This is a genomic window from Candidatus Methylomirabilota bacterium (assembly GCA_036002485.1).
Taxonomy (GTDB): Bacteria; Methylomirabilota; Methylomirabilia; order Rokubacteriales; family CSP1-6; genus AR37.
The window spans coordinates 1-18190 of the sequence record DASYTI010000111.1 but is presented as its reverse complement, the minus strand read 5'-3'; the positions used below and the strand labels follow the sequence as shown (position 1 = coordinate 18190).

The window sequence follows — 18190 nt, the reverse complement described above, 5'->3', positions numbered from 1 at the left end:
AATACGAGAGAAGAAAGGGAGACCGCATGAGCATCCGACCGAACCGCGTGAAGCAACGGCTGGCCGCCGGGCAGGTGGCGACCATCCTGGCCGGCACCAACGAACCTGACCTGATCGATCAGCTCGGTCCGCTCGGCGCCGACGGGATCTGGCTGGAGGGCGAGCACGGTGGCGTCGACTACGCCGATCTGGGCAACCTGACCCGGGCGTGCGATCTCTGGGGCATGACCTCCGTGGTCCGCGTGATGGACAACGACTACGCCACGATCTATCGCACCCTCGACCGCGGCGCCCAGGGCATCGTGGTGCCGCACGTCAACACGCGCGGGGAAGCCGAGGCCGTGGTCGAGGCGGGCAAGTTCGCGCCGCTCGGCAAGCGGGGCATGTTCACGAGCCGCCAGGGCTTCGGCGTGGGCGACTACCTCAAGACGGCAAACGACCAGAGCCTCCTGATCGTCCTCCTCGAGGACATCGTGGCGGTGCAGAACCTCGACGACATCCTCAAGGTCGACCACATCGACGTCTTCTTCGTAGCGCCGAGCGACTTGGCGACGTCGATGGGCCACATCGGGGACACGGGCCACCCGGAGGTTCAGCAGACGATCGACGGGGCGATCGCGAAGATCGTTCAGTCTGGCCGCGCGGCGGGGACGCTCGTCAATGCCGCCAACGTGGAACGCTACACGCGAATGGGTGTCCGCGCGATCATGACCAGCTTCTTCCCGTGGATCCAGGCCGGCGCGAAGGACCTGATGGATCGCGCGGCCTCCGGAGCCCGGGCCTGACGCGGACGCTCACGCAACCGCCGCGGGGTCGCCCACTCTCGCCGGCGAGGAGTCTGCTCAAGTAATCCCCATGCCCTCGCAGGGAAGAATGTTTCCGCTCCGAGCGCCGGCTTTGCCGGCGCAATCTTCTCGGGGGAGGCTTCGGAAGGGGGGCGGAGCCCCCCTCCGACCTACTACCGGTCCAGGTGCTTCAGGTACTGGGCGACGAAGTCGTAGTCGACGAAGCGGCGATAGGCGTCCGTGAGCTGACGCGTCACCGGCCCGGGGACGGTCCCGCTCCGCGGGGCGACCCCGTTCACGCTCTGGACAGGGCAGATGCAGAGGCTCGTCGAGGTCAGGAAGGCCTCGTCCGCGCCGTAGGCGTCGAAGAGATCGAGGTCCTGCTCGACCACGGTGAGGCCCGCCTCCGTTGCCAAGTCGATGACGGTGGCGCGGCTGATCCCGGCCAAGACGAACTCCTCACGCGGCGTCCGGATCTCGCCGTCCTGGACAAGGAAGATGTTGCTCCCGATGCCCTCGGCGAGATGGCCGTTCGTGTCGAGGAGCACGGCCCACGCCTCGGGATCCCGGCTTTTGGCCTCGAGATCGCCCAGGACCACGTTGAGGTAGTTGTGGGTCTTGGCGCGGGGGGACATGGCTTCCGGCGCCGTGCGGCGCACGGCGGGGGTGACCACGCGGATGCCGTCGCGGTAGAGGCTGGCCCGCTCGCGGAGCGGGAGGGGCAGGCACTCCACGATCACGGTGGCGCCGGTCCGGGGCCATACTTCGCGGGCGGCGGCGTCGAGGCCGCGGGAGATTCGCTGGCTGACCCAGTAGTCCTCATCGGGCCCGAGAAGGACGAGATTCCGGCGCAGCACCTCCTCGGTGATGGCCACCAGCTCGGCGGGGGCGATGCCGGGGTCGATCCGGAGATAGTGGAGGGAGCGGTACAGACGCTCCACGTGTTCCGCGAGCTTGAAGACGCGGTGGCCGAAGGTGCGGGTGGTGTCGAACACCGCGTCGCCGTACTTGAAGCCGCGGTCCCGGAACGGCACCAGGACCTCGCTTTCGGGGACATACCGTCCGTTGAAGTACGCGATCCGCTGGCTGACCGCCGTCATGGTCTGTCCTCCCACGTCGAGAAATGCCGGAGGTGCCTCATCATCGGGCGCGACTCCTGCCGCGTGATGCCCCGCACCTTACCTGAGAGGCGGTCAGCGAGCAAGCACCGCGGCTCCTGACTCCGGACCGATCCAGGCTCCGCGGGCCTCGCGTCTGACCGCGACTACATCACCCGTTCCAACTCCCACGCGGCGAAACATCGGACGTGGATGTGAAAGATATCGAAGTGGCGGTCACCGAACTGGCGGTCACCACCATCATCTCCATCTCGCGCAAACTGGACCTCGAACTCCATCTCTTCCTTCTTCACGGGTTGTTCGCACACCGCACAGGGGGCACCAACGCCCGGACCACCCCACGTTCGATCAGGATGGCGGCTCGGGAGTTTGCCAATCTGGATTGCCTCACGCGCGCGCTGGCGAAGATCAACTTCTTCCATGGCCTGGCCTCTCAGGAAGCGGGGGAGACATCTGAAGCCAGACGCCAGGGAGCCTGGACGCCTGCTGCGTCAACCAGAAGGCTCGGAGGAGGGCAGGTAGAGAGTAACACCAAAAGGTTGCATAGCCCGCCGGGCGTGAGTAACGCAAAGCGTTATGAGGCTCTTGACAAGATGAAACAGTAGTTTCATAGTAGCAACACAATGGATACAAGGCTTCTTCTCCTTATAGTCAGCCTGCCGCCGAATCCGTCGAGCCTGCGCGTGCGGGTGTGGCGCCGGCTCCGGGCGATCGGTGCCGTTGCCCTCAAGCGGACGGTCTATCTGCTGCCCGACTCCCCAGACCACTACGAGCACTTCCAGTGGCTGGCCCAAGAGATTCAGCGGGCGGGGGGCGAGGCGACGCTCCTGCGCGTCGAGCAGATCGAGAACATGAGCTCGGACGAGATCGTTCGACTGTTCCACGAGGCCCGCAATCCCGAGTACCGCCGGCTTGGAGGGCGCTACCGAAAACTCCTGCAAACGCTCGACCGGAAGTCGGCGGCGACCAGTCCGCGGGTCCAGGCGGAGCTCGCCCAGCTCCAGAGGGACTACGAAAAGCTCCACGAGCTCGATTTCTTCGAGGCGCCGGGGGGCGCCGAAGTCGAGCGGCTCAGGGAGGCAATCGACATGCGCACACGGCCATCCGAGGAACCGAGACGTAGAGGGAAGCCCGCTCCCGAGCTCCGCGACCTCCGAGGACGCCAGTGGGTCACGCGTCGTCGTCCCCACGTGGACCGCATTGCCTCGGCCTGGCTCATCAAGCGGTTCATCGATCCCGACGCCACCTTCCTGTTCGCGGACCCGCGGGAGTTCCCCACGGAGGCCATCCCGTTCGACACGCCCGGCGCCGAGCTCAGCCACGTGGGGGACGACTGCACCTTCGAGACGCTCCTGAAGCGGGCCGGGCTTCGGGATCGCCGCCTCACGCGCCTCGCGGAAATCGTGCACGAGGCGGACCTTCGCGACGGCAAGTTCCCGCGAGACGAGGCGCGCGGGATCGATGTGGTGATCCGCGGGCTCCTCGCGGCGCATGCGGATGACCAGCAAGTGCTCACGCACGGACTGACGCTCTTCGAAGGGCTCTATGCTGCCGTGCCTGGAAGGGAGTGAAGGCCATGAAGGGAAACTCGTTGAATGGAGTGTCCGAGCCGCTCATCGTCCTTTCACGCGGTGACGTGCTCGATCTCCTGACGCTTCATGACTGTATCCGCGCGGTGGAGCGCGCCTTCCGCCTGCATGCCGAAGGCCGCACGCTGGGGCCGGGCGTTCTTGGTGTGCCCGCCGCGGACGGCGGCTTCCACATTAAGGCGGCCGGGCTCGTCGGTGAGCGCAGCTATTTCGCGGCGAAGACAAACGCGAATTTCCCGGAGAACCCGCGACGCTTCGGGCTCCCCACGATCCAGGGGACGATCGTGCTCGCCGATGCGAGCACCGGCGCGCTGCTCGCCATCATCGAATCCGGCAGCGTGACGGCGCTTCGCACTGGCGCGGCCACGGCCGTGGCCGCGAAATTTCTCGCCCGGCGCGACGCGCGGACGGCCACGATCGTGGGCTGCGGCGTCCAGGGCGAGCTCCAACTTGCGGCGATCGCCGCGGTCCTGCCCTTGGAGCGCGCGTGGGTCCTCGACACGGACTACGAGCGCGCGGCGAGCATGGCCGCGCGCGCCACCGCGAGTCTCGGACTGCGGGTGGAGGCAGCCAAGGACCTGCGGGCCGCGCTTCGTGAGAGCGACGTGTGCGTAACGTGTACGCCGGCCCGTCGCGCGTTCGTGACGACGGGCGACGTCAGGCCGGGCACCTTCATCGCCGCGGTCGGCGCGGACAACCGGGGCAAGCAGGAGCTGGAGCCCGCGCTCGTCGTGTCGGCGACGCTCGTCGTCGATGTCCTCGAGCAATGCGCCGAGATCGGCGAGCTGCAACACGTCCTTGCCGCCGGACTGATGACGCGCGCGCAGGTGCATGCGGAGCTCGCCGATGTCGTGGTGGGTCGCCGCCCCGGGCGCACGCGCGACGACGAGATCACCGTCTTCGACAGCTCGGGGACGGCGCTGCAAGACGTCGCCGCCGCGGTGGCCGTTTACGAGAAAGCCCGCGCAACCGGGCGCGGCACGGAGGTGAAGCTCGATGGATAACATGACGGCGCATCTATGATTCTCGAGCAGATCGGTGAAGTGCAGCTTCCCACCCACGATAAGCCGGGCGGCTTTGATCACGCGGCGGTGCATGGGCCACGGGGGCGGCTCTATGTCGCCCACACGGCCAACGACGCGCTGGACGTGGTCGACTGCGCAACGAACACGTATCTCGGTTCGATCTCGCGCCTCGAGGGCGTGGCGGGGGCCCTGGTGTCCGAAGAGCACGATCTGGTGTTCACCTCGAATCGCGCGGAGAACACCGTGGGGATCTTCCCGCCAGATCAAGAGGAGGCGCTCGTCAAGGTGAAGGTGGGCCTCAGACCGAATGGCCTCGCCTATGATGCCGGCCGCTGTCTCCTGCTGGCCGCGAACGTCGGGGAGCCGGCACGGCCTGGGTCATTCAGTGTTTCAGTGGTCGACACGTCCGCTCGAGCGATGGTCGCCGACGTCCCCGTGTCGGGCCGAACCCGCTGGGTGGTCTTTGACGCAGAGACCGGCTGGTTCTATGTCAACATTGCCGATCCGCCTCAGATCGCGGTCATAGAGGCTGGGAATCCCCGCTTGGTGGCCCGCACCTTTGCCGTTCCCGCGGCCGGTCCGCACGGGCTGGACCTGGATGCGATGTCCCATCGGCTGTTCTGCGCGTGCGACGCCAAGACGCTCATCGTCCTTGATTCGCGATCAGGCGCGGAGCTGGCGCGGGCTGAGCTTGCCGGAGTTCCCGACGTGATCTTCTTCAATCGGGAACGGCGGCATCTCTACGTGGCGATCGGCGAGCCTGGGCTGATCGAGGTGTTCGAAACTGACCAGGTACGGCGATTGGAAACGATTCGGACGGAGGCGGGCGCCCACACCCTCGGGTTCGATCCGAGCCGCAACACTGTATACGCGTTTCTGCCCGACACGCATCGAGCCTTGGTCTATGTCGAGCGGGGCTGAGCGGCAGCGCGTGGAAGCACAGGACATCCCAACGAGAGAAAGGAGACCGCGAGTGCCCGGACGCATCTACCGGCCCAGCTGTGCACGTTCCTTTCTGCAAAGGAGAAGGCCATGAAATGGGTAACCCGAGAAAAGGCCCGCGTGGACCGCATTGCCTGCCCATGGTTGATCAGCCGGTTTGTCGATCGCGAGCCGGTATTCCTCTTCGTTCCCGCCGCCGACGTCATGAAGGTGGCCGAGCGCGAGCAGGCGATTCCCTACGATGTCCCCGGCGTGGAGCTGGGGCATCATGGCGACCACTGTTCGTTTGATGCGTTCCTCGAGAAGTACAAGCTCGACGATCCTGCGCTGCGCGCGCTGGCCCTGATTGTGCGAGGAGCGGACACCGCTCATCGCGACCTTACGCCGGAGTCGCCCGGGCTCTACGCCCTGGCCACGGGGTTCCAGGCCACGAGCAAGGACGACTTCGAGAACATGGCGCGGCAGTTCCCGGCGTATGACGCCCTCCTTGCCTATTGCCGCGCGAACGAGCAGCATCAACGCGTCACGGGGCGGTGAGGGCCATGGATGCCCTGGAGCTTCTCTGCACGCGCGGCTCGGCGTTGAAGCTCGGTGGGCCGCCCCCTTCGGCCCAGGCCGTCCACGCCATGCTCGAGAGCGCGGCTCGTGTCCCGGATCACGGCCGACTCCAGCCCTGGCGCTTGATTCTCATTGAAGGGGAGGCTCGCCTCGGCTTTGGCGAGGTCCTGGCCGAGGCGTTGTCTCGGCGGAACCCCCTTGCCAACGAACAAGCGCTCGCTCGGGAACGGGAGAAGGTCTTGCGGGCACCTCTGATCATCGTCGTGGCAACCCGATGCGATCCGTCCGCCAAGATTCCTATCATCGAGCAGATGCTTTCCGGCGGCTGTGCCACTCACAGCATCATGCTGGCCGCCTTTGCCCAGGGCCTGGGCTCGATGTGGCGAACCGGTGAACCCGCCTACGACGATGCGGTGAAGAGTGCTCTCGGTATTGGGCTGGATGACGTCATCGTCGGCTTCATCTACGTAGGGACCGATATCGGCGGCCCCGGGACCCGACCTCAGCGAACGGCCGGCGAGTTCGCCCAGTCCTGGACCGGTGGCAGCGCGACGCGGGCGAGCTCCTAGGGAATTCGGCTTGGAGTGTCCGCGCTGTCAGGCTGAGAACCGCGAAGGACGCCGCTTCTGCGGCCAATGCGGTCTGTCCTTCGCCTCGACGTGCCCGTCTTGCGGTTTCCTGAACGAGGGGAGCGAGAAGTTCTGCGGGGGATGCGGCAGATCACTCGCCTCGGCCACCGGCCCCGCGGAGCCGAAGTTCCATTCTCCACAGGCCTACACGCCGAAGTACCTGGCCGAGAAGATCCTCACCTCGAGAAGCGCGCTGGAAGGTGAGCGCAAGCAGGTCACCGTCCTGTTTGCCGATCTCAAGGGCTCGATGGAGCTCCTGGCCGACCGCGATCCCGAGGAGGCGCGCAAGCTCCTCGACCCGGTTCTCGAGCGCATGATGGAGGCGGTCCACCGCTACGAGGGAACCGTGAACCAGGTCATGGGCGACGGGATCATGGCGCTGTTCGGGGCGCCCGTCGCCCACGAGGACCATGCTGTGCGCGCCTCCTACGCCGCCCTGCGCATGCAGGAGCTGGTGAAGGGTTACGCCGAACAGGCCTTCCGCACTCACGGGGTCGCGGTCAGGATCCGAGTGGGGCTGAACTCCGGAGAGGTCGTGGTTCGCTCCATTCGCTCGGATCTCCGCATGGACTACACGGCCGTGGGCCAGACCACCCACCTGGCCGCCCGCATGGAGCAGCTCGCCCCCCCGGGCGCCATCTGGATCACCGCCGAAACCCTCCGCCTGGCCGAGAACTTCGTGCAGGTCCAGCCCCTGGGGCCCGTGCCCGTGCATGGCCTCGATGCGCCCGTCGAGGTTTACGAGGTGGTCGGGGCGGGTCAGGTGAGAACACGGTTTCAAGCCGCTGCCCTTCGGGGCTTGAGCCGCTTCGTCGGGCGCGATGCCGAGATGGAGCAGCTCCGCGCAGCCCTCGAAGGGGCGCGGCGCGGCCACGGCGAGGTCGTGGCCGTCGTGGGCGAGCCGGGCGTGGGCAAGTCCCGGCTCTTCCACGAGCTGATTCACTCCCACCGTGTCGCGGGGTGCCGAACCCTCCAGGCCAGCTCTGTTGCCTATGGCCGGACCACCAGCTATCTCCCCGTCATCGATCTCCTGAAGGCCTATCTCCGTATCGACGAGCGTGACGACACCCGCTCGATACGCGCCAAGGCCACCGGGCATCTGCTCACGCTGGACGAGGCGCTCAAGGACGTGGTCCCGCCCGTTCTCTGGCTTCTCGACGCCCTGCCCGAGGAGGACGGCCTCCGGGACCTCGAGCCGCCCCAGCGCCGCCAGCTCACGCTCGATGCGGTGAAGCGCCTGCTCATTCGCGAGAGTCGGGTCCAGCCCCTCGTCATCGTGCTGGAGGACCTCCACTGGATCGACCCGGAGACGCAAGCCCTGCTCGATAGCCTGGTGGAGAGTGTGCCCGCGGCGCCCGTGCTGCTCCTCGTCAACTATCGTCCCGAGTACAGTCACGGCTGGACCGGCAAGACCTACTATCGCCAGCTCAGGATCGACCCGTTGCCCCCGGAGAGCGCCGAGGAGCTGCTCCAGGCCTTGGTGGGCGACGGCGCCGAGCTCGCCCCGCTCAAGCGCCTGCTGATCGAACGCACGGAGGGCAGCCCGTTCTTCCTGGAGGAGAGTGTCCGGACCCTGGTGGAGAGCGGGGCCCTCGCGGGCGAGCGCGGCGCCTACGGTCTGATCAAGGATGCCCAGGCAATCCAGGTCCCCGCGACCGTGCAGGCGCTGCTGGCCGGGCGGATCGACCGGCTCCCGGCGGAGGAAAAGCGCCTCCTCCAGGCCGCCTCTGTGATCGGCAAGGACGTGCCGTTTGCTCTGCTCCAGGCCATCGTCGAGGAAGGTGAGGGAGATCTCCGCCACGGTCTCGCGCACCTCCAGGCTGCCGAGTTCCTCTACGAGGCGCACCTCTTCCCGGAGCTCGAGTACACCTTCAAGCACGCGCTGACGCACGAAGTTGCCTACGCGAGCCTCTTGCAGGAGCGACGGCTGGCCCTGCACCAGAGGATTCTGGAAGCGCTGGAGCGCCGGCCCGCCGACCAGCCGAGCGAGGAGTTCGACCATCTCGCTCGCCATGCCCTCGGTGCCGAGGCGTGGGACAAAGCGGCCAGGTACCTTCGGCAGGCGGCACGAAGGACGATAGCCCGATCATCATATGGTGCGGCGGCCGGGTTGCTCCGGGAGGCCCTGCGGGCACTCGGGCGGCTGCCCGAGACCTCTGACATCCTCGCGCAGGCCATCGACGCACGACTCGAGTTGCGGGTCGCCCTCACATCACTCGGACGATACCAGGATGTTCTGGCCGTGATGCGCGAAGCGGAAGGCCTGGCGACCAGGCTCGGCGATCCTGCCCGCCTCGGGCGGGTCCTGGCCGATATCTGCGCGCGGCTCAGGAACGTCGCTGGCGAGCACCGTCAAGCCATCGAGGTGGGGCGTCGCGCCCTCGCCATCGCGGCCGAGAGTGACGATCGAGAGCTCGAGCTCGAGGCCCAGTACCGCACCGGTCAGGCCTACTTCGCCATCGGCGACTACCGCCAGGCCCTCGACTTCCTTTCGCGGTGCGCGGAGGGCGCGGGTGGGAGCCCCCGTCACCCGTGGCCGCTCTTCGCCTCGTGGTCACACACTTGGCTCGCCCTCACCCTCTCGAGTCTTGGGCAATTCGCTGAGGCGAGGTCGTACGCCCAGGAGGCACTCAGGATCGCCGAAGGCGCTGACCACCCATTTACGCTTGCCGAGGCCCTGACAGGCGTCGGGAGCGTGTCCCTCGCTCAGGGTGATCTCGATCCAGCCATCGATGCGCTGGAACGCGCGCGCGGCCTCATTCGCGTGTGGAACCTCCAGCCCTGGGCGGTCCTCGCTCGTCTCGGATACGCGTACGTGCTCTCCGCGCGTCCGCTCGAGGCTCGGGGCCTTCTCGAAGAGGTGATACAGAACGCAACGACGATGAGCTCGATGGGCGTGGGACGGGCGATGCAGCTGGCGTGGCTCGGCGAGGCATACCTGCGCGAAGGGCGCCTCGACGATGCCCGGGAACGTGCGCAGCAGGCCGTCTCCCTGGCCCAGCGCCATCAGGAGCGCAGTCACGAGGCGTGGAGCCTCCGCCTGCTCGGCGAAATCGCCTCCCATCGCGATCCTCCCGATGCCGAGACGGCGGAAGGTTACTACCGCGAGGCCTTGGCCTTGGCCGGCGAGCTCGGCATGCGTCCGCTCGTCGCCCACTGTCACTTCCACCTGGGCAAGCTCTTCCGGGAGATCGACCGGCGGGACCAGGCTCGAGAGCATCTGACGACGGCGACGACCATGTACCGCGAGATGGACATGCGCTTCTGGCTGGATCGGGCGGAGGTGGAGATCCAGGAGCTGGCGTGAGAGTCGTTCCTCCAATTTAGATGGCAGGCCGGGCACGGGTGATTCCATCACTCTCGATGGGCAAGAGCAGAATCCCGCGGCTCCAGAGCCCCATCAAAAAGGGTGTAAGGAGGACACTCATGACAGCCAAGCGAATTCTCGTTCCACTGGATGGTAGTGAAGCGGCAGAAATGGCCGCGGCCGTGGCCGCCGATCTGGCCCGCGGCAGCGGTGGCAGCGTCCGTTTGCTCCAGGTCAGCCCGGTCCCCGAGCAACGACTCGGCACCGCAGGGCGCGTGGTCGCTTACGTCGATCAGGAGATGGAGCGGCTCGAAGCCGAGGGGCGGGACTATCTCGAAGGCGTGGGCGCGCGGATAGCGCCGGTGCCGTCCGAGATCATTGTGCGCTTCGGGAAGCCCACCGAGGAGATCCTCGTGGAGGCCGACGCCTTCGGCGCCGACCTGATCGTGCTGACGACCGGCCGGCAGGGCTGGCTCAAGCGCGCGACGGGCGGCGGTCTCGGCGAGCGCATCCTCCACGCCGCGCCCGTCCCGGTCGTCCTGGTGCGCGCGGCCTGATCGACTTATCGACTTCGCGGATGATGGTAGCCCCCACGGGCGGCCACCATCGTTGACACGCGGACTCGCCTTTCCTCTCGCCAGATTCGCCGGACCCCGGCCCGCGGCGATCAGCCCCCGAGGCGGTTCGGCGCTTGACTACATATATATGATGATATAGATTACATAAGAAATATAAGTTATATAGCATCAAGGGGTGGGCCCGAGCCTGAAGGAGCCCTCGACAGATGAAGGGGTTCATGGTTGGCCTCGATGACGTTCGCGAGCTGGACTGGATACCGGAGAGCGAAGACGAACAGGAATGGGTCCCGACGCCGGAAGAGATCCCGGACGCACTCACGAACCGCCCGGCCCCGCTGAGATCCTAGGGGGGAGATCAGGAATGACGAAATTCATCCAAATCTGCGCATCGCAAAACGACCTCTTCGGACTCGACGACCAGGGCGATGTCTTTCAGTACAACTTCAAGGTCAAGACGTGGCTGAAGCTGATCGTCGAACGCAATTCGGAGGAGGAGAGGCCGGCCGCCGCCGCGTGGAGCGCCAATGGTGGCGCCGCCATGCCATCCGGGGAGCCCACTCGCCACTCCCGGCTCCGCGGTCCTTCATGATGGTCCCGATCGCATAGCGGACCCGGATCTCGAGCTTATTGATCCGTGGGCAAAACAATACGGCCCTTGCCAGTGTCGGCAAGGGCCGCGGTGTATGTATCCGGATCCGAGGCCTAGTAGTCTTCGTGCGGCATAGGTGGCATGCCGCCTGACGTCACATTCTCCGGAAGGTCCGTGATGAGCGCCTCGGTGGTCAGGAGCAGGGACGCGATCGAGGCCGCATTCTGTAGCGCGATGCGCTCGACCTTCGTGGGGTCGATGATTCCCGTCTGCATCATGTCGGCGTACTCGTTCGACTCGGCGTCGAAGCCGTAGGCCACGTCCTTGGCCGCCTTGACCTTCTCGACCACGACGGATCCCTCGAGCCCGGCGTTCTGGACGATCTGCCGGATTGGCTCCTCGAGAGCCCGTCGCACGATTTCGGCCCCGGTCGCCTCGTCGCCGGAAAGCTTGAGGCTGAGGCTGTCGAGGGCCTTGGAGGCTCGGAGGAGCGCTACCCCGCCGCCGGGCACGATGCCCTCTTCCACGGCCGCCCGAGTGGCGTTGAGGGCGTCCTCGACCCGCGCCTTCTTTTCCTTCATCGCGGTCTCCGTGGCGGCCCCGACCTTGACGATGGCGACGCCGCCCGCCAGCTTGGCGAGCCGCTCCTGGAGCTTCTCTTTGTCGTAGTCCGAGGTGGACTCCTCGATCTGCATCCGAAGCTGCTTGATGCGCCCCTCGATGGCGCTCGTCTTGCCGCCCCCCTCGATGATCGTGGTGTTGTCCTTGTCCACCACCACCTTCTTGGCCTTGCCCAGGTCCGCAAGCTTGAGGTTCTCCAGCTTGATCCCCAGGTCCTCGGTGATGGCCTTCCCGCCCGTCACGGTGGCGATGTCCTCGAGCATGGCCTTGCGGCGGTCGCCGAAGCCCGGGGCCTTCACGGCCGCGCAGTGCAGCGTGCCGCGGAGCTTATTGACCACGAGCGTGGCCAGAGCCTCGCCCTCCACCTCCTCGGCAATGATGAGAAGTGGCTTGCCTGCCTGGGCCACCTGCTCCAGCAGCGGCAGCATCTCCTTCATGCTGCTGAGCTTCTTCTCGTGGATCAGGATGACGCAGTCCTCGAGGACGGCCTCCATACGCGCGGGGTCGGTCACCATGTACGGAGACAGGTAGCCGCGATCGAACTGCATCCCCTCGACGACCTCGAGGGTGGTCTCCATCCCCTTGGCCTCTTCCACCGTGATGACGCCGTCCTTGCCCACCTTCTCCATGGCCTCGGCGATCAGGCTGCCGATGGTCTTGTCGTTGTTGGAAGCGATGGTGGCGACCTGGGCGATCTCCTTCTTGTCCTTGGTGGACTTCGACAGCTTCTTCAGCTCCTCGACCACCTTCTCCACGGCCTGCTCGATGCCCCGCTGGAGCCCCATGGGGTTCGCCCCCGCCGTCACGTTCCTCAGGCCCCCGCGGTAGATGGCCTGGGCCAGCACGGTGGCGGTGGTCGTCCCGTCCCCGGCCAGGTCGGAGGTCTTGGAGGCCACCTCCTTGATCATCTGGGCCCCCATGTTCTCGTAATGATCCTTGAGCTCGATCTCCTTGGCGACGGCCACGCCATCCTTCGTGATGGTCGGACTGCCGTACTTCTTGTCGAGGACGACGTTCCGCCCTTTCGGCCCCAGGGTGACCTTGACCGCGTGTGCGATGACGTTGACGCCGCGCAGGAGCGCCGCGCGGGCTTCCTCTTTGAACAGGAGCTGCTTTGCCATGAATAGTTCCCTCTCAAGTGGGTGCTGCCGATCAACGGCGGCCGCGCCGTCCGTCTAGGAGCCGAGAATGCCGAGAACGTCCTCCTCCTTCATGATCAGGTACTCCTCGCCGTCCAGGGTGACCTCGCTCCCGGAATACTTGCCGAACAGCACGCGATCGCCAGCCTTGACGTCGAGGGGGGTCTTCTTGCCGTCCTCGTTCACGGTGCCTTTGCCGACCGCGACAACCTTGCCCTCCTGCGGCTTCTCCTTGGCGCTGTCCGGGATGATGAGGCCGCCGCGCCGAACTTCTGTCTCCTCGATCCGTTTGACCATGATGCGGTCGTGAAGCGGGTGCAGGTTGGTCTTCGTTGCCTGAGCCATGGTGCGGATGCCTCCCTCGTTGCCTGGTGTGTAGGGCAGTCCGAATACTCGAGTGTCGAGACCGCACGACCTCCCCGGTCCTTGGCGGACGGCCCGGGCCTCGAGGGGATCGACGATGGCGAGGGGCCTGGAGAAGGCATCGATCCTTCCCCGGTGCATCCTCACCGTCCCCCTGAAGATTTCGCTTGATCTCGTTCAGATATATATCATATTATAAGTTATATAACAATAATATAATATACAGCCTAGAGAACTCGTGACGCGGCGCCGGGCCGCGGATGAGGAGACGAGGGGTAAAGCATGATCGTGTTCACGAGTGTGCCGCGAACCGGAAGTGGGGGAAACGGGGGAGACGAACGATGGAACAGGCAAAACGGAAGCTGAGTCTCGGAGAGAAGTGGAGTGCGGCTCGACCAACGAAGACGATTGTCTTCTGGTCCTGGGTAGCCTCGATCGTCGTCACCATGATCATCGGCTTCACGTGGGGCGGCTGGGTCACGGGAGGGACGGCCCGGAGGATGGCTGACGTGATCGGGGAAGATGCGGTGGTCAAGCGCCTGGCCCCCATGTGTGTTCTCCAGTTCCGGCAGGATGTGAAGAAGGATCAGAAGCTCAAGGGTTTGAAGGAAACCGGCACGTGGGAGAAGACCGAGTTCGTGAAGAAGCAGGGCTGGGCGACCATGCCCGGCGAGCGGGAGCCGGACGGCAAGGTAGCCGACGAGTGCGTGAAGCTTCTCCTCCTCATCAGCTAGGGGGCATCTTCTCCAACGGCGGTTTTGGATCTACACAGCATCCAGACGAGGTCAGCCATGGCTCACAAATTATTCATCGGAGGCTTGTCCTTCTCCACGTCCGAACAGAGCCTGCGCGAGCTGTTCGCGACGGCGGGCAGCGTCGAATCGGCCGCGGTGGTGACCGACCGCGACACGGGGCGCTCCCGCGGGTTCGGCTTCGTCGAGATGGCGACGGCCGAAGACGCCGATGCGGCGGCCAAGAAATTCAATGGCCAGATCGTGGACGGCCGGACCCTGAAGGTCGAGGTCGCGAATTCTGCAGGCTCGGGCGGTGCGGGAAGAGGCGGCGGGTCAGGGAGCAGCGGCAGGAATCGCTGGTAGGCGGAGCGAATGCAGGTCGGGGCCTTCTCAACTCCCTCGAGTGGTGGCTGGAGATGGCGCATCGTGGACTATGCCGGCGAGATCCTCGAGGAGTCGCACGAGACCTTTCCGACCATTGCCGCGGCCGTCGCTCAGGGGACGAAGCGGTTCACCCAGATGAACGTCGTCGATCGCTCGGTCGCCCCCCGCCCGTATCGGTCGACCGCGCATCAGTGGGGCCGATAGATCAGGGCCGAGACCGCCCGCCATGAATCCGGTCGCCCCTGAGCTCGCTCAGGGGCCGCCCGATTCGGGAGAGGGAGGGCCCGCCCACTAGGCGTGCGTGTACCACCACCGCTGGCCCAGGATCATGCTGCCGGCGCCGGCAAATGCCACGACGGCCATCACGAACCAGCCGGCCTCCGGAGGCATGGCGAGCGCGTGGAAGATCACGGTGCCGACGAGGCTTCCCGCCAGGCCGAGGAGGAGGTCCGCGAGCAGCCCGTAGCCTCCAGGCCTGATGAGGGATTCGGCCAGGCCGCCCGCCGTCAGTCCCACCAGAGCCCACGTGGCCACGATGTCGAGATACATTGCCCGTTCCCTTCTCGTCTGGCCGCCCCGCCCGCCCACTTCGGCCCGCATTTCTTGCTGTTGACTCGATATATAACATGCTATATATAATATATGTACAATAACTTATATGCACAACCGTCCACCAGAGCGCCGGACGATCGCCGGGACGGTCGGTCAGACCGGCAGAAAGGGGAGCTGTCGATGTTCGAGGACAAGACCAGGGTTCTTCTTGTCGTTCCCCAAGAGGTCCTGGATCGGGCTCGGGTCTTCGCCGGAGCGGCCACGACCAGACTCAAGCGGCCGGTAAGCCTCCAGATGGTGCTGCGCGCCCTCATTGACGAGGGGCTGAAGCGAGACGGCGATCGGGCCGTCCTGGCAAACGTCGAGGATCAGGTCCAGGCGGTTCGCCGGATCCGGAGCGGAGTGGGGCGAGCGGGGAGCGCGGGGAAGAATCAGCGAGGCGGCCCGGTCCACGCGCCTCGACCGATAAGTCGCCGTCCTTCGCCGGCCCGCAGATCGTGACGGGCGCGGCAGGCTTCATGCCGAGCCTCCATGCGCTTCGCGAGCAGGGCCAGATGACCTGGAGCCGCCACGGGGATGGCTGGAACGGGACGCCAGACGAGATCCTCCGTGCCCTCGGGGCCGATGGCTTTCAGGAGTGCAAGCGCGAGATGACGACGAGCCGGCGCGATTGCCGCCCGGTGGGCGGCATCTGGCAAGGAGTCAATCCGCAAACCAAGTCCGTCGCCTCAGTGATCTGGGTGTCGCGCCCAGCCCTGGAGCCGGCGATGGTGTTCCTCGAGATCGACGGGGAGACGATGGCAAGCCCCGGAAGGGGGCCCGAGCGGTAAGACGGCAGCCAAGGCTGAGGCTTGTGGGGGTCATCCCATGCCCGGCGTGTTGTCCACGCACACGTGACCGGAGGAAATGATGACATATCACCTGTGGATCATCCCGCTCGTCGCCGTCGCGCTCGCGCAGCTCGCGGCGGTGGCGACGTCGGTGTACCTGCATCGGGGGCTCGCCCATCGAGCCCTGGTCTTGCACCCTTTCACGGACGTCTGTTTTCGGGCTATCCTCTGGCTCACCACGGGCCAGAACCGCCGGGAATGGGTGGCCGTCCACCGCAAGCACCACACATTCACCGATCAGGAGGGCGATCCCCACAGCCCTCGACTGTTCGGGGTCTGGCGTGTCCAGCTTTTGAACGTGTATTATTACATGCGAGAAGCGCGCAATCCCGAGACGCTCCGGACGTTCGCGCCGGACATCACGGAGGACTGGTGGGACCGCACGGTGTTCTCCTGGGGTCTGAGTGGCCTCGGGGTGGGCATCGCGCTGCTCTGCTTGACGTTCGGCGTGTGGGTTGGCCTGTCGGCGGCACTGATCCACGCGGTTCTGTTCGTGTTCGTTCTGTCACCGCTGATCAACGGCCTGGGGCACTGGCGGGGGGCCCAGAACTTCGCGAATACGGCCTACAACTCGCGCGCCCTGGCCTGGGTGACGGGCGGCGAGAGCCTGCACAACAACCACCACGCGCACCCGCGGGCCCCGAAGTTCAGCATGGGCCGGTTCGAGTTCGATCCCTCGTGGGTGGTCATCCGGTGCCTGGCCGCCGTCGGACTGGCGAAGGTTACCGGAGTGCCTGTGCGGATTCCTCGAAGCTGACTGCTGGGTGCTGATGCAACCAGGGTAGGGAGGAAGTGATGAACCGTCCGTTGTCGAGGGTTCCCCGGTCGGGCCGCCCGACTGAAACCTTTACCGAGCCCTCGAGCGCGGTCTCGGCCGCGTAGTCGTTCAGCTGCGCCACCTTCGCACGATGCCCACCTCTCCTCCTTCCCTGGAGTTCGTCTCCAAGCCCCTCGAAGCGCCCATCCGGGCGGAGCTCTTCGGCATCGAGCGCCTGGAACAGCACGCCGAGAGCCTGGCCGCCGCCCAGCCCGTCCTCGGCGAGTCGGGCCGGGGTCGCTCATTGTTGCCACGCGTCCAGGACAACGGGCGCGTGCTGCGCGAGGGATATCGCGAGATCGCCAAGGCCATCCGAGAAGAACGCGCGATCACGCCGGCGGCGGAATGGCTGGTCGACAACTTCCACATCGTGGACGAACAGCTGCGCGAGATCCGCGACGACCTGCCCCCGGGCTTCTACCGCGAGCTGCCCAAGCTGGCCGACGGCCCTCTCCTCGGGTACCCGCGCGTCTACGGAATCGCCTGGGCGTTCGTCGCGCATACGGATAGCCGGTTCGATCCGGACGCGCTCCGCCGGTTCGTGCTTGCCTACCAGCGCGTTCAGCCCCTGACCGTTGGCGAGCTGTGGGCAGTCGCCATCACCCTGCGGGTGGTGCTCGTCGAGAATCTTCGGCGCCTGACGGAGAGCATCGTCCGGGGGCGGGCGGCGCGTCAGGCGGCGGACGCGCTCGCGGATGAGCTGCTCGGGCTCAGCGGACGCCCGCTCGAGACGGCGGCCTGGGCCCTCCAGGAGTTCGAGGATGCGCCGCTGGCCACCGCCTTCGCGGTGCAGCTCGTCCAGCGGCTGCGTGATCAGGATCCCGCCGTGACGCCCGCCCTCCTGTGGCTGAACGAGCGGCTGGCCGGCCAGGGGACGACGCCCGACGACATCGTGCGGGTCGAGCATCAGCGGCAGGCCGCCATGAACGTGACCGTCCGGAACGTGATCATGAGCATGGGCTTGATGTCTGCCCTGGACTGGACGGAGTTCTTCGAGAGCGTCAGCCTGATCGACGGCGTGCTCCAGGCGGACCCCGGCTACGCGGCCATGGACTTTGCCACCCGCGACAGCTACCGCCACGCGATCGAGGAGCTCGCGAGAGGCTCGCGCCGCTCGGAGCTCGAAATCGCCCGCGAGGCGATTGCTCGGGCGGCGGCAAGCGATCTGCACGACGGCCGCCAGGATGACCCCGGCTTCTATCTCGTGGGCGACGGTCGCCGGGCCTTCGAGCTGTCGCTCGGCTGCCGGGCTCCCCTCGCTCGCCGGCTGCTCCGCGCCTACGTCGCGGGGGCCACGCCCGGGTATCTGGGAACCATCGCCGTCCTCACCCTCGCGATTCTCGCTCCACCCCTTCTCGGGGCCTGGGCCTCCGGCGCGGGGGCGGCCACGCTCCTCGTGCTCGGGCTGGTGGCGGCGTTCCCGGCCTCCGATCTGGCCATCGCTCTGCTGAATCGCGTCGTCACGGCCTTGCTCACGCCGGGCGCGCTTCCGCGCCTCGAGCTTCGTGACGGCGTGCCGCCACCCCTGCGCACCATGATCGTCGTGCCGACCCTGCTGACCCGCGCCGCG

At 66.4% G+C, this 18190-nt stretch carries 21 protein-coding genes; 16 read left to right on the top strand and 5 right to left on the bottom strand.

Annotated features, from left to right (window positions below):
* Positions 1 to 785 (top strand): aldolase/citrate lyase family protein (locus VGT00_11735; GenBank protein HEV8532081.1); only part of this gene is annotated, 785 nt, incomplete at its 5' end.
* A gap of 173 nt (positions 786 to 958) precedes the next feature.
* Here VGT00_11735 and VGT00_11730 read toward each other — a convergent pair.
* On the bottom strand, positions 959 to 1885 hold the full coding sequence (locus VGT00_11730; protein ID HEV8532080.1) for an aminotransferase class IV: 927 nt from the start codon (positions 1883 to 1885) through the stop codon (positions 959 to 961).
* Between the two features lie 206 nt (positions 1886 to 2091).
* Between VGT00_11730 and VGT00_11725 the strand changes: the two genes are divergently transcribed.
* The 9 genes from VGT00_11725 (at position 2092) to VGT00_11685 (ending at position 11120) form a co-directional block, all read left to right on the top strand.
* On the top strand, positions 2092 to 2508 hold the full coding sequence (locus VGT00_11725; protein HEV8532079.1) for a hypothetical protein: 417 nt from the start codon (positions 2092 to 2094) through the stop codon (positions 2506 to 2508).
* A gap of 18 nt (positions 2509 to 2526) precedes the next feature.
* Positions 2527 to 3474 carry a chromate resistance protein ChrB domain-containing protein gene (locus tag VGT00_11720; protein HEV8532078.1) on the top strand — a complete coding sequence of 316 codons (948 nt, stop codon included), beginning with the start codon at positions 2527 to 2529 and terminating at the stop codon, positions 3472 to 3474.
* A 5-nt stretch (positions 3475 to 3479) separates the two neighbouring features.
* Positions 3480 to 4496, top strand: coding sequence for an ornithine cyclodeaminase family protein (locus tag VGT00_11715; protein ID HEV8532077.1), 1017 nt, complete (start codon positions 3480 to 3482; stop codon positions 4494 to 4496).
* A gap of 15 nt (positions 4497 to 4511) precedes the next feature.
* Complete coding sequence (locus VGT00_11710; GenBank protein ID HEV8532076.1) at positions 4512 to 5438, top strand: hypothetical protein; 927 nt, start codon at positions 4512 to 4514, stop codon at positions 5436 to 5438.
* A 111-nt stretch (positions 5439 to 5549) separates the two neighbouring features.
* The gene (locus tag VGT00_11705; protein ID HEV8532075.1) at positions 5550 to 5996 is read left to right on the top strand and encodes a chromate resistance protein ChrB domain-containing protein; all 447 of its coding nucleotides are present in this window, start codon (positions 5550 to 5552) and stop codon (positions 5994 to 5996) included.
* 5 nt (positions 5997 to 6001) lie between these two features.
* Positions 6002 to 6586 (top strand): nitroreductase, encoded by a 585-nt coding sequence (locus tag VGT00_11700; protein ID HEV8532074.1) that lies wholly within the window; start codon positions 6002 to 6004, stop codon positions 6584 to 6586.
* 10 nt (positions 6587 to 6596) lie between these two features.
* Positions 6597 to 9953, top strand: a complete 3357-nt coding sequence (locus tag VGT00_11695; GenBank protein HEV8532073.1) for an adenylate/guanylate cyclase domain-containing protein — start codon at positions 6597 to 6599, stop codon at positions 9951 to 9953.
* Between the two features lie 119 nt (positions 9954 to 10072).
* On the top strand, positions 10073 to 10510 hold the full coding sequence (locus tag VGT00_11690) for a universal stress protein (protein HEV8532072.1): 438 nt from the start codon (positions 10073 to 10075) through the stop codon (positions 10508 to 10510).
* A 382-nt stretch (positions 10511 to 10892) separates the two neighbouring features.
* The gene (locus VGT00_11685; GenBank protein HEV8532071.1) at positions 10893 to 11120 is read left to right on the top strand and encodes a hypothetical protein; all 228 of its coding nucleotides are present in this window, start codon (positions 10893 to 10895) and stop codon (positions 11118 to 11120) included.
* Between the two features lie 113 nt (positions 11121 to 11233).
* Here the strand turns inward: VGT00_11685 and groL are convergent, their stop codons facing one another.
* Positions 11234 to 12862, bottom strand: a complete 1629-nt coding sequence (groL, locus tag VGT00_11680) for a chaperonin GroEL (GenBank protein ID HEV8532070.1) — start codon at positions 12860 to 12862, stop codon at positions 11234 to 11236.
* Positions 12863 to 12916: 54 nt separating this feature from the next.
* On the bottom strand, positions 12917 to 13225 hold the full coding sequence (gene groES, locus VGT00_11675; protein ID HEV8532069.1) for a co-chaperone GroES: 309 nt from the start codon (positions 13223 to 13225) through the stop codon (positions 12917 to 12919).
* A gap of 359 nt (positions 13226 to 13584) precedes the next feature.
* Between groES and VGT00_11670 the strand changes: the two genes are divergently transcribed.
* The 3 genes from VGT00_11670 (at position 13585) to VGT00_11660 (ending at position 14565) form a co-directional block, all read left to right on the top strand.
* On the top strand, positions 13585 to 13977 hold the full coding sequence (locus VGT00_11670) for a hypothetical protein (protein HEV8532068.1): 393 nt from the start codon (positions 13585 to 13587) through the stop codon (positions 13975 to 13977).
* A 57-nt stretch (positions 13978 to 14034) separates the two neighbouring features.
* Positions 14035 to 14340: an RNA-binding protein gene (locus tag VGT00_11665; GenBank protein ID HEV8532067.1), complete on the top strand. Its 306-nt coding sequence runs from the start codon at positions 14035 to 14037 to the stop codon at positions 14338 to 14340.
* Positions 14341 to 14403: 63 nt separating this feature from the next.
* Positions 14404 to 14565: a hypothetical protein gene (locus VGT00_11660; GenBank protein HEV8532066.1), complete on the top strand. Its 162-nt coding sequence runs from the start codon at positions 14404 to 14406 to the stop codon at positions 14563 to 14565.
* An 87-nt stretch (positions 14566 to 14652) separates the two neighbouring features.
* Here VGT00_11660 and VGT00_11655 read toward each other — a convergent pair whose 3' ends face one another.
* Together VGT00_11655 and VGT00_11650 are read right to left on the bottom strand one after the other, a co-directional pair.
* Positions 14653 to 14910, bottom strand: a complete 258-nt coding sequence (locus VGT00_11655) for a GlsB/YeaQ/YmgE family stress response membrane protein (protein HEV8532065.1) — start codon at positions 14908 to 14910, stop codon at positions 14653 to 14655.
* A 156-nt stretch (positions 14911 to 15066) separates the two neighbouring features.
* The gene (locus VGT00_11650; GenBank protein ID HEV8532064.1) at positions 15067 to 15366 is read right to left on the bottom strand and encodes a hypothetical protein; all 300 of its coding nucleotides are present in this window, start codon (positions 15364 to 15366) and stop codon (positions 15067 to 15069) included.
* Between the two features lie 65 nt (positions 15367 to 15431).
* On the opposite strand from VGT00_11650, the gene VGT00_11645 reads away from it, so the two are divergent.
* From VGT00_11645 to VGT00_11635, 3 genes are all read left to right on the top strand, one after another.
* Positions 15432 to 15743, top strand: a complete 312-nt coding sequence (locus tag VGT00_11645; protein ID HEV8532063.1) for a hypothetical protein — start codon at positions 15432 to 15434, stop codon at positions 15741 to 15743.
* Positions 15744 to 15822: 79 nt separating this feature from the next.
* Positions 15823 to 16560, top strand: a complete 738-nt coding sequence (locus tag VGT00_11640; protein HEV8532062.1) for a fatty acid desaturase — start codon at positions 15823 to 15825, stop codon at positions 16558 to 16560.
* 151 nt (positions 16561 to 16711) lie between these two features.
* Positions 16712 to 18190 (top strand): glycosyl transferase (locus VGT00_11635; GenBank protein ID HEV8532061.1); only part of this gene is annotated, 1479 nt, incomplete at its 3' end.

Coding starts and splice junctions, on each gene's coding strand:
- VGT00_11730 (HEV8532080.1), bottom strand. CDS start 1,885: ATGACGGCGGTCAGCCAGCGGATCGCGTACTTCAACGGACGGTATGTC.
- VGT00_11720 (HEV8532078.1), top strand. CDS start 2,527: ATGGATACAAGGCTTCTTCTCCTTATAGTCAGCCTGCCGCCGAATCCG.
- VGT00_11715 (HEV8532077.1), top strand. CDS start 3,480: ATGAAGGGAAACTCGTTGAATGGAGTGTCCGAGCCGCTCATCGTCCTT.
- VGT00_11710 (HEV8532076.1), top strand. CDS start 4,512: ATGATTCTCGAGCAGATCGGTGAAGTGCAGCTTCCCACCCACGATAAG.
- VGT00_11705 (HEV8532075.1), top strand. CDS start 5,550: ATGAAATGGGTAACCCGAGAAAAGGCCCGCGTGGACCGCATTGCCTGC.
- VGT00_11700 (HEV8532074.1), top strand. CDS start 6,002: ATGGATGCCCTGGAGCTTCTCTGCACGCGCGGCTCGGCGTTGAAGCTC.
- VGT00_11690 (HEV8532072.1), top strand. CDS start 10,073: ATGACAGCCAAGCGAATTCTCGTTCCACTGGATGGTAGTGAAGCGGCA.
- VGT00_11685 (HEV8532071.1), top strand. CDS start 10,893: ATGACGAAATTCATCCAAATCTGCGCATCGCAAAACGACCTCTTCGGA.
- groL (HEV8532070.1), bottom strand. CDS start 12,862: ATGGCAAAGCAGCTCCTGTTCAAAGAGGAAGCCCGCGCGGCGCTCCTG.
- groES (HEV8532069.1), bottom strand. CDS start 13,225: ATGGCTCAGGCAACGAAGACCAACCTGCACCCGCTTCACGACCGCATC.
- VGT00_11670 (HEV8532068.1), top strand. CDS start 13,585: ATGGAACAGGCAAAACGGAAGCTGAGTCTCGGAGAGAAGTGGAGTGCG.
- VGT00_11665 (HEV8532067.1), top strand. CDS start 14,035: ATGGCTCACAAATTATTCATCGGAGGCTTGTCCTTCTCCACGTCCGAA.
- VGT00_11655 (HEV8532065.1), bottom strand. CDS start 14,910: ATGTATCTCGACATCGTGGCCACGTGGGCTCTGGTGGGACTGACGGCG.
- VGT00_11645 (HEV8532063.1), top strand. CDS start 15,432: ATGCCGAGCCTCCATGCGCTTCGCGAGCAGGGCCAGATGACCTGGAGC.
- VGT00_11640 (HEV8532062.1), top strand. CDS start 15,823: ATGACATATCACCTGTGGATCATCCCGCTCGTCGCCGTCGCGCTCGCG.